We start from the raw sequence: 13,229 nt of genomic DNA, 5'->3' as shown, positions 1-13,229 counted from the left end.
CGCGCCCCAGCGGGGATAAATCCCCTCGCCACAATAATTACACTTGCCACAGAGCGGCCCCTTCCTCCTAGGGGCTACTTGGCGGTGGTCTTCATCCCGATCCGCCGACGCATCTCGGCCGTGATGCCCTGGCGGGTTTTCTTCAGGTCCGCCCAAGGCTCATGCCCCACCTCGGCCAGCCGCTCATGCACGTTGTGTACGTTCCACAGGTTGGCGCCCTTGAGCTCGGCCACTTCTTCGCGATAAATCGGCACCGACACTGGCAGCCCTTCACGGGTGCGGGCGGCATAGGCACAAATGGTCGTGGCGCCCAGGCCGTTGCGCAGGTAATCGATGAAAATCCGCCCCACCCGGTTTTTCGGTCCCGATACCGCCGAGAAGCGATCGGGCAACAGCTTGGCCATGTGGCTGACAATGGCGTGGCTGAAGCCCTTGACCTCGTCCCAGCCCAACTTGCGGGTCAGCGGCACCACCACGTGGATACCCTTGCCGCCGCTGGTCTTGAGAAACGCCTTCAGGCCCAGCTCATCCAGCACCGACAAGGTCAGTTGCGTGGCTTCCACCATGCTTTTCCACGGCAGCGCCGGGTCCGGGTCAAGGTCGAGGACAAAACGGTCGGGTTTGTCCAGGTCTACCGAAGTGGCGTTCCAGGTGTGCAGCTCCACGGTACTCATCTGCACCGCACCGATGAGCGCTTCGGCGTTGTTGATGATCATCACCGGTTGCCCGGTCAGGTCCTTGTCCAGGCTGGTGATGCCGGGAATCGCCAGGCGCTCGGGGTTCTTCTGGAAGAACAGCTCGCCGGCGATGCCGTCCGGCGCGCGCACCAGGGCCACCGGACGGTCGGCCAGTTCCGGCAGGATGAATTCGGCAACGCTGGCGTAGTACTCGGCCAGTTGCATCTTGGTCGTGCCACTGCTGGCATCGATGATCCGGTCCGGGTGGGTAATGCGCACCTTGCCGTCCAGGGTCGGTGCCTGGGTGGTCTTGGCCTTGGCTTTGGTCTTGGGCTTGGCCGGTGCCGGCTCCTCCTTGGCGGCGGTTTTTTTCCTGGCGGGCTTCTCTATCGGTTTCGGCAGTTCCTGGGTAATCGCCTTGGCCGGCTTGTCGTTGCGCAAGCCATGGAACACCGCGTGGCGTACCGAACCTTCCTTGGTCATTTCAGCAAATGCCACCTCGGCCAGTAATTCCGGCTTGAGCCAGTGCACGCCCTTGGCCTCGTAACCAGTGGGGGGGTTGACCACGGCGGCTTTTTTCGTTTCCAGGGGCAACAGCTGCTGGTAGATGCTTTTGAGCGTCGTCTCGTTGAAACCGGTGCCGACCTTGCCGGCATACCGCAGCTCACCGCTGTCTACGTCATGCAGGCCCAGCAACAAGGCACCGAACGCGCTGCGCGAGCCCTTGGGCTCGCTGAAGCCGACCACGACAAACTCCTGGCGATTCTTGCATTTGAGCTTGATCCAGTCGCTGCTGCGCCGGGACACATAGGCGCTGCCCTGGCGTTTGCCGATCAGTCCTTCCATGCGCATCTGGCAAGCGCTGTTGAGCAGTGCTTCGGGGGTTTCCTCGAAGGCGTCGGAAAAGCGCAGCAACGGATCTTCATTCGCCTCAAGCACCGCTGCCAGCGCGGCCCGACGCTCCTCCACCGGCACTTTGCGCAGATCCATGCCGTTGAGGTAGGGCAAATCGAACAGGTAATAGGCGATCTTGCCGCTGCTGCCGGCATCAAAGGCGTTTTGCAGGGCCTGGAAGTCCGGCACGCCTTGCTCATTGGCGACGACCATCTCGCCGTCGAGCCAGGCCGATTCCAATCCGAGCCCGGCCAAGGCCTCGGCCTGTTTCGGCAGTTTGTGGGTCCAGTCATGGCCGTTGCGGGTGATCAAGCGCACATCGCCGTTGTCGATACGCGCCATGACCCGGTAGCCGTCGAACTTGATCTCGTAGAGCCAGTCGCCCTCGGGCGCGCTGTCCACCAGCGTCGCCAGTTCCGGCTTGAGGGTTTCGGGAATCGGGCCGGCAACGGCGCCGCTGAGGGTGGTCTTCGCGGTTTTTTTCGACGATTTCGGCGGCGCGGCTTTTTCCGGTTGTTTTACGGCTTTGGCAGCAGCGGCCTTGCCTCGGCGCTTGGGCACGATCGTGCGGTCGCTGAGCACGCTGTCCGGCTCGGCCTCGACCACGTCGTACTCGCTCTCCGGACGGGCTGCGTCGTCCTGATGCTTGATCAGGAACCATTGCTCCTGTTTACCGGGCATATGGGTGCGCACCAGGTTCCACAGGCCAGCGAGTTTCTCCCCGCGCAGCTCGAACTTGAGGCGGCCCTTTTCGTAGGCTTCGTGTACGTCGCCCTGGGGAATCCACACGCCCCGGTCCCAGACAATGACATCGCCGGCGCCGTAGTGCCCTTCGGGAATGCTGCCCTCGAAGGTCGCGTAATCGAGCGGATGGTCTTCGACATGCACGGCCAGGCGCTTGACCTTCGGATCCAGGGACGGTCCCTTGGGCACTGCCCAGCTCTTGAGCGCGCCGTCCAGCTCCAGGCGAAAATCGTAATGCAGCCGCGTGGCATCGTGCTTCTGGATGCAGTACTGCAGGGCATGGGCGGTTTTCGCCGCTTTGCGCGAGCGTTTCGCCGCCGGTTCCGGGGTGGCGGCGAAGTCGCGCATGCGGTTGTAGTCTTCAAGGGTTTTGCTGGTCATGGGCCACCTGCAACTTGCGCAAGGGTAGGATCGGCCACCGGCATGCCGGCGGTTTCCGAGAGCAACTGATCAACCACCCGGCTCAGGGCCTGTTCGATGGAGTCCCCCAGCAGCAAGCCTTGTTCATACAGCACGACCTGGCGATCGGCACTGGTGCCCTCCTGAACGATCCGGCGGGCTTGCTTGAACACGTCCTGCACGCCCAGCGCTGTGGCGGTGTCGGCGAAGGTCTGCTCGGCCAGGTTCAGCCATTCGCCAATGAGCATGGGTTGTTCCTGCCCCTCGATGATGAACTCCGCCAGGATGCCGTGGCGCTTGGCCCGGTAGCGGTTTTCCTTGAGGATCCACTGCGACATCAGGCTGTAATTGGCCCCAGGCTTGGGCTGGGCGCAGGCATGGGCAACCATCAGGCGAAACAGCGAAACCAGGCACAGGACGTCGTCGATCCGCGGGCAGGCATCGCAGATGCGCAGCTCCAGCGTCGGGTAACGCGACGACGGCCTGAGCACCCACCAGCAATCGCTGGGCTGGCGAATGGAGCCGGTGCGCGTGAGCATGTCGACGTAGCCGTTGAACGCGGCCTCGTCGGCGAAGAACTCCGGCACGCCCATCCGCGGCCATTCATCGCAGGCTACCTGGCGATAACTGCTGAAGCCGCTGTAGCCGCCGTTCCAGAACGGCGAAGACGCACTCAGCGCCAACAACATCGGCAGCCACGGCAACACTTCGTTCATGACCTTGACCCGGTCCTGATCGCCCGGTACTTCCACGTGTACATGCAGGCCCGATAACACGCTGCGGCGCGCCACTCGCTGGTAATCGTCGAACAATTGCTGGAAATGCAGCTCGTCGGTGGGCTGCAAGCCGACCGTGGTCATCGGATGTGAGCCGGCGCTCAATAATCCCAGGCCGTGGGGTGCCAGGCGCCGCGTCAGGCCGCTACGCACCTGGGCCAGGTAATCGGCGGCCTCCGCCAGGTTCTCGAAGATGGGCGAAGCCATCTCCACCTGGCTCAGGAACATCTCGTGGGCGAAATGCTCACCCAGCTCCTCCCGGCATGCCGCAATCGCCGCTACGGGCGGCTGGTCGGGCATGTGCCGGGTTTGCAGGTCGGTGACGAAATATTCCTCTTCAATGCCGAACTTCAAACGCCTGTTCATCGATGTTCCCTCCGATACCCGCACCCGTGCGGGTGACAACCAACGCCACCACGGCGATCCGTTCCACGTCCTGATAACCCGGGGTCAGCAATTCCTCGCCGAAGACATCCGGGTCCAGTTCCCGGTAAGTCCAGCCGTACTGCGCCGAATCGCGCCAAGGGCCAAGCGCCTCCAGGAACGGATCGCGACCGTCGACCATCGCCACGCCGGTGTAGAGCACCAGCGAGCCACCAGGCGTAAGCCGGGGCAACGCCTGCTCGACGATACGCAGCGACAGGCCGGCGCCCAGCGCGCCGCCACCATGGCGATAGGCGCGCTCGGCCGGGTCGGCCATGTACGGTGGGTTGGCAACGATCAGGTCAAAGCTGCCCTCGACGTCCCGGAGAACATCACTGTGGGCGACCTCGACGTTGGCAACCTCGGCCAGCGCGGCGTTGACCGCGCACAGGCGCAGGGCCAGGGGATTGATGTCCACGGCGAGAACCTCGGCCTCGCGCCGGGCGCGGGCAATCACCATGGCCCCGACACCGGCACCACAGCCGATGTCCACGGCCCGATGCACCGCGGTGAAGTTCTGTTGCAGGTGGGTATGGATCAGATGGGCGAACCGATAGCTGTCCGGGCCGAAAAATACTGCGTCATTGGCCTGGGTGGGAAACTGCGAATGGGCGAACAGCATCCCGTCCAGGCTCGACCAGCGCACGCGGCTGTATAACAGGCCGTCACGTTCCTCCAACACCTGCGCCTCCTGCAACTGACGCTGCTCATCGGCGGAAATCAGCCCAGGCGCGAACGGCCGCGACCAGCCGAAAACGTCCCGCAGGGTCTTCGAACGCTCGTTGCCGGGCCGTTTATTGACCCGTTCATGGGTTAACGGTGTCGGGGTGATGAAACGGTAGCCGTCGGCGTGCAGGCGGCGACCCAGTTGCAGCAGCGCCAGGTCGGGTTCGGACAGGCGATCTTCCTGATTCATGCAGAGCTCCTAACGAAGGGCGGATTTGAGTTCGATGAACCGGCGGGTCGCCAGCAGCCCGGCCGGATGGCTATGGGCGCGCGGCGAAAGCCAGGACAAGAGGATCTGCATCTGCGCATCGGGCGCCTTGCCCCGCAGTAATTGCTGCAGGTTCTGCACGTCCGGATCCTGCGGCGGTGCCTGGGTATCCTGCGCCGCGCCAAGGCTGCGGCGGGCGCCGGAGCGACCGCGCTCCTCCAACCAGTCACCGGCGATCCAATCGTGCAACAGCTGCTTTTCGTAAGGGCTGAAGACCCCGAACATCGCCGCGCCAGCGCCTTCGATCAGGGTCCAGAAGCGGCTGTTCTGCGGATCTTCGTGGCGCCGGATCCAGCCTTTGCCTTGCATGGCCTTGAGGAAACCTTCCAGCTGCCCCGGCTCCGCCAGCCATTGGTTGACGGTCTTGCCTTCGAATTTGCAGTAATCGGAATGCATGTGTTGGCCAAACGGGCGCTTGCGCTCAAGCATGTCGAGGACCTCGCGTTCCAAGTCAAACGACTCGATGACCGCCCGGCTGCCCTGCCCCAGGTCGTTGAGGCGATAGCCCAGGGTGACCCGACGCCAGAAGGATTCGCGATCCGCCTCCATCGGCATCAGTTGCAGCAGCGATTGCACAGCCTTGTGGGCATGGCCGGTGCTGGCGTTGTCGATGGTCACATGGAGAGTGAAGTAATACGGGTCGATGTCGAGTTCGCTCAGCTCATAGGCGCTGATCAGCAAATGCAGTGGCAGTTGTTCGTAGCCAAGGTTGTAGCCGATGACCTCGGGCAGATACTCGTCGCCGGCATAACCCAAAGCCAGTTGCACCGCACCTTGCAGATAGCGGTCATCGTGGATGTCGGGCATGTCCGACAGCCCATGTTCGGCTAGCAGCTTGCGGTAGAGCACCACATGGTTCTGGGCCGGCACACCATCGCCGAGCTCTTCCAGATAGGTACACAGCAGCCCTTCGAAACGGTGGTCATGCCAGTGCCTGAGCACGCCATACAACCAGGCGCCATCCACTAGTTTCGTCGGCGCCACGGCCTGCAGGAAGTACAAAGCCTGGGCCTTGCTGTGGAAGAACTCCCGACGACCGCCACTCTTGCGTCGTTCCAGGTAGTCGGCGTACTGCCGGGCCACGCCGGCGCTGTGCTGTTCTACCCAGGCAAGCAGCGCCGCTGGATCGTCGGGCATCTCCTGGGGCAACGCCGCGGCCTGCTCCAGCAAAGGCTGGAGAAAGGCTTGGGCATCGGCTTGCTTGTCGCTGTCGTCGGGGCCCTGCAGCAGCCGCTCGTAGCATTGACGAACGTTGCCCGCAGTGGTGAATGGCTGCGCGGTGGCAGGCCTGGATTGGAGGGATGTCAGCGCAGTCATAAAGGCCTCTTGGGTTTCTCGACGGGACGCTCGATCAGCACGTCTCTTCCATTGCAGAGCCTCGCGCACGGGAAAAAATTCCCCTGGATCGAAAAGCGCCCGGATAAACGGGAGCCTGCCGATATGCCGGGGAACCCTCGCTTCGCTAACCCCCTCGAACGCTAGGCAAGGCGGTTTTTCGTGGCGAGGGAGCTTGCTCCCGCTGGGCCGGGCTGGCGCTCCAGTGCGCAGCAGCCCCCAAAGAAAGGCCGCTGCGCGGCCAGCGGGAGCAAGCTCCCTCGCCACAAGGAAATGAGTGACCCCAACCCAAGGAGCAACCATGATTTTCACAGTGTGGGTAGCGGTGCTCGGTGCCGTTTTGCTGACCCTGGCCCTGACGTCGTCCTACCTGCGCTGGATGCCGGTCACCACCTCGGCCGTGTGCCTGGTGCTGGGCGTCGCCATTGGCCCGGCGGGGCTGGGACTGCTGCGGCTGGGGGTCGACGATTCGTCAGGCTGGATGGAGCACCTGACCGAAGTCGCCGTGGTGTTCTCGCTGTTCGTCAGCGGCCTCAAGCTGCGCCTGCCACTGAAGAACCGCAGCTGGCGCGTGGCCTACGGGCTGGCCGGTCCGGTGATGATCCTGACCATCGCCGGCCTGTGCCTGACCTTGCACTACCTGTTTGGGCTCGGATGGGGCGTGTCCATGTTGATCGGCGCGATGCTCGCACCCACCGACCCGGTGCTGGCGGCACTGGTGCAGGTCAATGATGCCCGCGACGATGATCGCGTGCGATTCGGCTTGTCCGGGGAAGCCGGGCTGAACGACGGCACTGCATTTCCCTTTGTCATCCTTGGCTTGCTCATGCTGCAGGAAGACGGCAGCGGATTTCTCGGCGAGTGGGCCTTGCGCAACGTCTTGTGGGCCGTACCGGCGGGGCTGCTGATCGGCTACTGGCTGGGGCGTGGCATCGGCCGGCTGACCTTGTCGATGCGCATCAAGAACGCCGACAGTACCCTGTCGCCAAACGATTACCTGGCCCTGGCCCTGATCGCACTGGCCTACGTGGCGGCGGAGTCGGTGCAGGCTTATGGCTTTCTTTCGGTGTTCGCCGCCGGCCTGGGATTGCGTCAGGCGGAAGTCGAGTCCACCGATGAAAACGCGCCGCCGGCCGAGCATCTGGTGCAACCGCTGGTGGGCCATGAAGCGGTAGAACCGGAGCAGGCCGTGCACGGCGACACCCAGGCCCTGGACGACGGCCAGGTGGCGGCCGGGGTGATGATGAGCGACATGCTGGCGTTCGGCAGCCTGGTGGAGCGCTCCATGGAAGTGTTCCTGGTCACACTGCTCGGCGTGGTCCTTGCCCATCACTGGGATTGGCGGGCCCTGGCCATCGGTGCCTTGCTGTTCGCGGTGATCCGCCCGTTGAGCGTGCTGGCGATGCCTTGGGGGAGATTGCTGGATGGGCCGCAACGGTTATTGATCGGCTGGTTCGGCATACGCGGCATCGGCAGCCTGTTTTACCTGTTCTACGCCTTGAACCATCACCTGCAACCCGAAGTGGCGCAGCTGTGCATCGACCTCACGCTGTCGGTGGTGGCGCTGAGCATCCTGGTGCACGGCGTAAGCACCCAACCCGCACTGGCGTGGTATGAGCGCCGAAAAAAGTGACGGTCAGCCACCCGGGTCGGTCACTTGGATGAACACCGAATACACCCCCAGCAACACCCAGAACGCCGCGAAGATCCACGGCGTGCGCACCGAAAACAGCAGCGACTTGCGATAGCCCTTGTGGGTCGACTCGCGCTCGCTGAACAGCGGCGAATCATCGTAGGCCAGGCCCATCAACGGTTCACTGCGCAGCAGTTCGCTTTGTTTGAAATGCCAATGGTCGATGATCTCGTAGGCAGCCCGAATCCCCGGCCAGGCGTTGAGCGAACTCAGGAAACCGAGCAGCGCCAGAAATGGCGGCACGATCAGCGTGAAGAGCTTGCCCCACTCCGGATTCAGGTTGGCCATGCACGACGCGAAGGCAATCACCAGGAAAGACTGTGCGGCCAGATACGCGTCGGTTCGATTGGCGAGAATACTGGTTTCGTACTGGATTTCCCGCCGATAGAAATCCAGCCGCTCCTTGGGTGAGCCAAACAGCTTGGCATTGTGCTCGGTCAGATCTTCTTCGGGCGTAGGGTAAGTCAGGATTCTGGGCATTGCGCGGATAGTGCCTCGGCTTGAATGGGGGTGCATCTAGAAATGATCGTCGTGGCTGAGTTCAAAGCAATCGACCGGTGGCGCTTGCATCCAAGCACCCCCCGAACGGCCTGGTTCCTGCCCCGCTCTCGCTCTTGCTCTTGCTCTTGCTCTTGCTCTCGCTCTTGCTCTTGCTCTTGCCCTGCTTTTGACTTTGATCTCAGCGCCCCATTAACCACGCTGGCCGAACGCAGGCATTGCGCAGTGGGCAACCCGGCATGGATGCCGGGTTAGCCGCGCTGGGCCATGGATGGCCCTTCGCGGCGGCCCACGGAGCAATGCCGGAGTGAGGGCATGCCGAGCCTAGGCGAGGCACCGAGTGGTGGGGCAAAGCGTTTTTGGTTACTTTTGGCGCTCTTCCAAAAGTGACCCGCTGTAAGAGCGGAACCATAAGCCGCCGTTACCACAGCAACGGATATACACACCAATAGACAGCCCGAGACACCATAAGACGGAGCACGTGACAAGCACCTCACTTCCATCCGACACTCCCTCCCTCACAAAAAAACGACACCGCCCATGTACCCCTCACTCGCCTCCCTGCCCCCCTGCGACCTCGACACCCTGCTCCAGAGCCTGCAACCCATCGCGCCGCTGCTCGACACCCTCATCGACACAGTGTTCTTCATCAAGGACAACCTGGCCCGCTATGCCTTCGTCAACCAGACCCTGGCCCGACGCTGCGGCTTCAAGGAGCGCAACGACCTGCTCGGCCTCACCGCCGAACAGGTATTCCCGGAACGCTTCGGCCCGCTGTACACCGAACAGGACCGCCGAGTGCTCGCCAGCGGAAGAGAACTGGCCGACCAACTCGAACTGCACCTGTATTACGGCAACCAGCCAGTGTGGTGCCTGACCCACAAACTGGCCCTGCACGACCTCACTGGCCGGATCGTCGGCCTGGCCGGAATCTCCCGTGACCTGCAACTGCCACAATCGAGCCACCCGGCGTTCCAGAAGCTGGCGGCGGTGGATGCGCACATCAAGCGCCACTTCGCCCGTACCATCAGCCTGGCCGAGCTGACCGCCATCGCCGGGTTGTCGGTTGCGCAACTGGAGCGACACTGCAAGCGCATCTTCCAGCTCACGCCCCGACAGATGATTCACAAGGCGCGCCTGGAAGAAGCCTCGCGCTTGCTGCTGGAGCAGGACCTGCCCATCACCGAGATCGCCCTGCGCTGCGGCTACACCGATCACAGCGCGTTCAGTCGCCAGTTCCGCGCCCTGACCAGCCTGTCTCCCAGCCAATATCGGGAAAACCAGCGCTGATCGCTGTTCCTTTATCGGGCCTCCGCGTGTACCACTGCTCCCATCTGTAACACCGCACCTGACGCGCCTACTCGCCAACGTCAGCAAGCAGCATCGGCAACCCTCGGTATATCAAGCGCTTACCAACGAGCTATCGGAAAAACAAAAACAGGCACGTCGATTGCTTATTTAATATCGTATACGAAATCCTCAATACGATATTTCCCAGCACTTATTCGACAGCGAGGCATTTATGAAAAACCCTGCATTGGCCGTAGCCCTCGGCGTGGTCCTGTTTCCCCTGCTTACCCTTCCCGCCCATGCCGACAAACTCGACGACATCATCGGCTCGGGGAAACTGCGTTGCGCCGTGACACTGGACTTCCCACCGATGGGCTTTCGTGATGAAAGCAACAAACCGGCAGGATTCGACGTGGACTATTGCCACGATCTGGCGAAGGTTCTCGGCGTCGACGCGGAGGTTGTAGAAACGCCATTCTCCGACCGAATCCCCGCGCTGCTCTCGGGCCGCGCCGATGTCATCGTCGCCTCCACTTCCGACACCCTGGAGCGGGCCAAGACCGTCGGCCTGACCGTGCCCTACTTCGCGTTCCAGATGGTCGTGCTGACCCGCGACGACACGGGCATCAACGGCTACGCCGACCTCAAGGGCAAGAAGCTCGGCAACACCAGCAGCACCTATGAAGCCATCGCCCTGGAGAAAGACCAGAAGAGCTGGGGCAGCGGCAGTTTCCGTGCCTATCAATCGCAGAACGACACACTGCTGGCCGTCGCCCAGGGCCACATCGATGCCACCGTGGTGACCAACACCGTCGCTGCCGCGACCATCAAATCGGGCAAGTACAAGGGCCTGAAAATCGCCGGAGACGCGCCTTACGTCATCGACTACGTATCCCTCGGCGCCAAACGCAACGAATACGGCCTGCTCAATTACCTCAACCTGTTCGTCAACCAGCAGGTGCGGACCGGCCGCTACAAGGAGCTCTTCGTGAAGTGGGTCGGCACCGAAATCCCGCCGGCCAACCTGACCGTGCCGCAGGTTTATTACTGAGGATCGCGGCATGCCGAGCACGCCTATCCGCCTGCAGGGCCGCAGCCTGGTCGAGGGTGCCGTCGAGGGCAGCCTGTTGTTCGCCGATGTCGGCCTGAGCTTTTGGGGCGGGGTTGATCCGGCCACGGGCGAAGTCATCGACCGACACCACCCGCTCAGTGGCGAGCGCCTGGCCGGGCGCGTGCTGGCGATTCCCAGCGGGCGTGGCTCTTGCACCGGCAGCAGCGTGTTGATGGAACTCATCAGCAACGGTAATGCACCGGCGGCACTGGTGCTGGCCGAAGCCGATGAAATCCTGACCCTGGGGGTGCTTGTCGCCGAGGTGGTTTTCCAGCGCTCGCTACCGGTGCTGTGCATCGGCAGCGAGGCATTCAGCACTTTGCGCGGCCAGGGCTTCGGGCGTGTCGAGGGCAACCGCCTGACCTTGTCCGGGCGTCGGCCCAACGACCAATGGCGTGGGGAAAATACTTGCGCGCAGCCGTTCCGGCCCTCCACTGTCCGCTTGAACGAACGGGACCAGGCGCTGCTTGACGGGGTCCATGGCAAGGCTGCCCAGGTGGCGATGCAAATCGTCTTGCGCATGGCCGACATCCAGGGCGCCGGACAATTGCTGGACATCACCCAAGCCCACATCGACGGCTGCATTTATACCGGCCCGGCCAGCCTGCGTTTTGCCGAACAACTGGTGCAGTGGGGCGCGAAGGTTTGCGTGCCCACCACCCTCAATTCGATTTCCGTGGACCAGCGCCGCTGGCGTGAGCTCGGCGTCGATCCGGCCCTGGGCGAGCCGGCCAGTGCCTTGGGCGACGCCTACATGGCGATGGGCGCGCAATTGAGTTTCACCTGTGCACCCTACCTGCTCGACACCGCGCCGACGGCGGGTGAACAGATCGTCTGGGCCGAGTCCAACGCGGTGGTCTATGCCAACAGCGTGCTTGGTGCGCGGACGCAGAAGTACCCGGACTTCCTCGATATCTGCATTGCCTTGTGTGGCCGAGCGCCGCTGGCCGGTTGTCATCTCGATGACCAGCGCAAGGCCGGCCTGATCGTCGAGGTGCCGAGGATCGAATCAGCGGATGACAGCTTCTACCCGCTGCTCGGCTATCACATTGGCAGCCTCACGGGGCGGCGTATCCCGCTGATCCGAGGCCTGGAAGACGCCGCGCCGACCCTGGACGACCTGAAAGCCTTCGGCGCCGCGTTCGCCACCACCAGCGCGGCGCCGTTGTTCCACATCGCCGGGGTGACGCCGGAGGCCATGGACCCGGCCCAGGTGCTGGATCACGACGCCGTGTTATCGGTGAAAACCGTGGACGCGACGGGACTGCTCGCCAGTTGGCGCGAACTCAACAGCGCCCGGCACCGCCATGTGGATGTGGTTTCCCTGGGTAACCCGCACTTCTCCCTGAGCGAATTCGCCACCCTGGCGAACCTTTGTGCGGGACGAACCAGGCACCCCGATGTGGTAGTGGCGATCACCTGCGGTCGCGCCGTGCTGGAGCAGGCTCGCCAGGCCGGTTACCTGGAGCCCATCGAGGCTTTCGGCGCGACGCTGGTCACCGACACCTGCTGGTGCATGCTGGGTGAACCGGTGATCCCTCCGGCCGCCACGACCCTGATGACCAATTCCGGCAAGTACGCCCACTACGCACCCGGCCTGGTGGGGCGCAGCGTGCACTTCGCCAGCCTCGGGGATTGCGTCGAGGCCGCCTGTACCGCCACGGCCAGCGGCCAGCCGCCGCAGTGGTTGCAACCTATCGCACGCAAGGGAAACCCGAGCCATGTTTGACTACAGCTTCCAATGGCGCCCGGCCCTGCGCGCGCTGCCCGATATGCTCGCCGGCGCCTGGGTGACCTTCGAAACGGCCGCGCTGTCGATGATTTTCGGCGTGCTGATCGCCCTGCTCCTGACGGTAATGCGCCAGGCCCGTCATCCGTTGTTGCGCGGCGTTGGCAACGGTTGGGTATCGATCGCCCGCAACACGCCGTCGTTGTTCCAGATCTACATCCTCTATTTCGGTCTCGGCTCTCTCGGCCTGCACGTCAGTTCATGGTTCGCCTTGCTGGCCGGTATCACCTTCAACAACGCCGGCTATCTGGCCGAGAACTTTCGCGGCGGACTCAAGGCGGTGCCGGGCACGCAGATGCGCGCCGCCCGTTCCCTGGGCATGAGCGCGTTCCAGGCCTACCGGATGATCATCGTCCCGCAATTGCTGCGCATCGTCTTCTACCCCCTGACCAACCAGATGGTCTGGGCGGTGCTGATGACATCCCTGGGCGTGGTGGTCGGCTTGAACAACGACCTCACCGGCGTGACCCAGGAATACAACGTCAAGACCTTCCGCACCTTCGAATACTTCGCCCTCGCGGCGCTGCTGTACTACCTGATCGCCAAGCTGATCGTCGGGCTGGCCCGGCTGTTGTCCTGGCGGCTGTTTCGTTATTGAGGGCTGGT

At 63.1% G+C, this 13,229-nt stretch carries 10 protein-coding genes; 5 read left to right on the top strand and 5 right to left on the bottom strand.

What is annotated here, in order from left to right; all coding sequences use genetic code 11:
- Positions 1 to 74 precede the first annotated feature (74 nt).
- From ligD to J3P86_RS12900, 4 genes are read right to left on the bottom strand one after another with little or no spacing between them, the layout of a single operon-like run.
- Positions 75 to 2,696 (bottom strand): DNA ligase D, encoded by a 2,622-nt coding sequence (ligD, locus tag J3P86_RS12915; protein ID WP_434700527.1) that lies wholly within the window; start codon positions 2,694 to 2,696, stop codon positions 75 to 77.
- A complete protein-coding gene (locus tag J3P86_RS12910) occupies positions 2,693 to 3,856 on the bottom strand; it encodes a carboxylate-amine ligase (RefSeq protein ID WP_434623800.1) in 1,164 nt (387 codons plus the stop codon). Before J3P86_RS12910 ends, ligD begins: the two co-directional genes overlap by 4 nt.
- On the bottom strand, positions 3,828 to 4,829 hold the full coding sequence (locus tag J3P86_RS12905; RefSeq protein WP_434623802.1) for a methyltransferase: 1,002 nt from the start codon (positions 4,827 to 4,829) through the stop codon (positions 3,828 to 3,830). The genes J3P86_RS12910 and J3P86_RS12905 overlap by 29 nt, the downstream gene beginning before the upstream one ends.
- 9 nt (positions 4,830 to 4,838) lie before the next feature.
- Positions 4,839 to 6,224: an iron-containing redox enzyme family protein gene (locus J3P86_RS12900; RefSeq protein ID WP_434623804.1), complete on the bottom strand. Its 1,386-nt coding sequence runs from the start codon at positions 6,222 to 6,224 to the stop codon at positions 4,839 to 4,841.
- Between the two features lie 319 nt (positions 6,225 to 6,543).
- On the opposite strand from J3P86_RS12900, the gene J3P86_RS12895 reads away from it, so the two are divergent.
- On the top strand, positions 6,544 to 7,875 hold the full coding sequence (locus tag J3P86_RS12895; RefSeq protein ID WP_434623806.1) for a cation:proton antiporter: 1,332 nt from the start codon (positions 6,544 to 6,546) through the stop codon (positions 7,873 to 7,875).
- A gap of 3 nt (positions 7,876 to 7,878) precedes the next feature.
- Here J3P86_RS12895 and J3P86_RS12890 read toward each other — a convergent pair whose 3' ends face one another.
- Positions 7,879 to 8,415, bottom strand: coding sequence for a hypothetical protein (locus J3P86_RS12890; protein ID WP_434604881.1), 537 nt, complete (start codon positions 8,413 to 8,415; stop codon positions 7,879 to 7,881).
- Between the two features lie 558 nt (positions 8,416 to 8,973).
- On the opposite strand from J3P86_RS12890, the gene J3P86_RS12885 reads away from it, so the two are divergent.
- The 4 genes from J3P86_RS12885 (at position 8,974) to J3P86_RS12870 (ending at position 13,221) form a co-directional block, all read left to right on the top strand.
- The gene (locus J3P86_RS12885) at positions 8,974 to 9,723 is read left to right on the top strand and encodes a helix-turn-helix domain-containing protein (protein ID WP_434700526.1); all 750 of its coding nucleotides are present in this window, start codon (positions 8,974 to 8,976) and stop codon (positions 9,721 to 9,723) included.
- A 232-nt stretch (positions 9,724 to 9,955) separates the two neighbouring features.
- Positions 9,956 to 10,774, top strand: coding sequence for an ABC transporter substrate-binding protein (locus J3P86_RS12880; RefSeq protein ID WP_434623812.1), 819 nt, complete (start codon positions 9,956 to 9,958; stop codon positions 10,772 to 10,774).
- A 10-nt stretch (positions 10,775 to 10,784) separates the two neighbouring features.
- Positions 10,785 to 12,563, top strand: coding sequence for a cis-3-hydroxy-L-proline dehydratase (lhpI, locus tag J3P86_RS12875; RefSeq protein ID WP_434700524.1), 1,779 nt, complete (start codon positions 10,785 to 10,787; stop codon positions 12,561 to 12,563).
- On the top strand, positions 12,556 to 13,221 hold the full coding sequence (locus J3P86_RS12870; RefSeq protein WP_434568542.1) for an amino acid ABC transporter permease: 666 nt from the start codon (positions 12,556 to 12,558) through the stop codon (positions 13,219 to 13,221). The genes lhpI and J3P86_RS12870 overlap by 8 nt, the downstream gene beginning before the upstream one ends.
- Positions 13,222 to 13,229: the final 8 nt, after the last annotated feature.

The sequence above is a fragment of the Pseudomonas sp. D1-1 genome, from assembly GCF_051132225.1.
Lineage (GTDB): Bacteria > Pseudomonadota > Gammaproteobacteria > Pseudomonadales > Pseudomonadaceae > Aquipseudomonas.
This window is presented reverse-complemented; position numbering and strand designations above follow the sequence as displayed.

Bases quoted from the DNA above. Each gene is read 5' to 3' on its own strand.
- J3P86_RS12905 (WP_434623802.1), bottom strand. From the start codon at position 4,829: ATGAATCAGGAAGATCGCCTGTCCGAACCCGACCTGGCGCTGCTGCAA.
- J3P86_RS12870 (WP_434568542.1), top strand. From the start codon at position 12,556: ATGTTTGACTACAGCTTCCAATGGCGCCCGGCCCTGCGCGCGCTGCCC.
- J3P86_RS12910 (WP_434623800.1), bottom strand. From the start codon at position 3,856: ATGAACAGGCGTTTGAAGTTCGGCATTGAAGAGGAATATTTCGTCACC.
- ligD (WP_434700527.1), bottom strand. From the start codon at position 2,696: ATGACCAGCAAAACCCTTGAAGACTACAACCGCATGCGCGACTTCGCC.
- lhpI (WP_434700524.1), top strand. From the start codon at position 10,785: ATGCCGAGCACGCCTATCCGCCTGCAGGGCCGCAGCCTGGTCGAGGGT.
- J3P86_RS12880 (WP_434623812.1), top strand. From the start codon at position 9,956: ATGAAAAACCCTGCATTGGCCGTAGCCCTCGGCGTGGTCCTGTTTCCC.
- J3P86_RS12890 (WP_434604881.1), bottom strand. From the start codon at position 8,415: ATGCCCAGAATCCTGACTTACCCTACGCCCGAAGAAGATCTGACCGAG.
- J3P86_RS12885 (WP_434700526.1), top strand. From the start codon at position 8,974: ATGTACCCCTCACTCGCCTCCCTGCCCCCCTGCGACCTCGACACCCTG.
- J3P86_RS12895 (WP_434623806.1), top strand. From the start codon at position 6,544: ATGATTTTCACAGTGTGGGTAGCGGTGCTCGGTGCCGTTTTGCTGACC.
- J3P86_RS12900 (WP_434623804.1), bottom strand. From the start codon at position 6,224: ATGACTGCGCTGACATCCCTCCAATCCAGGCCTGCCACCGCGCAGCCA.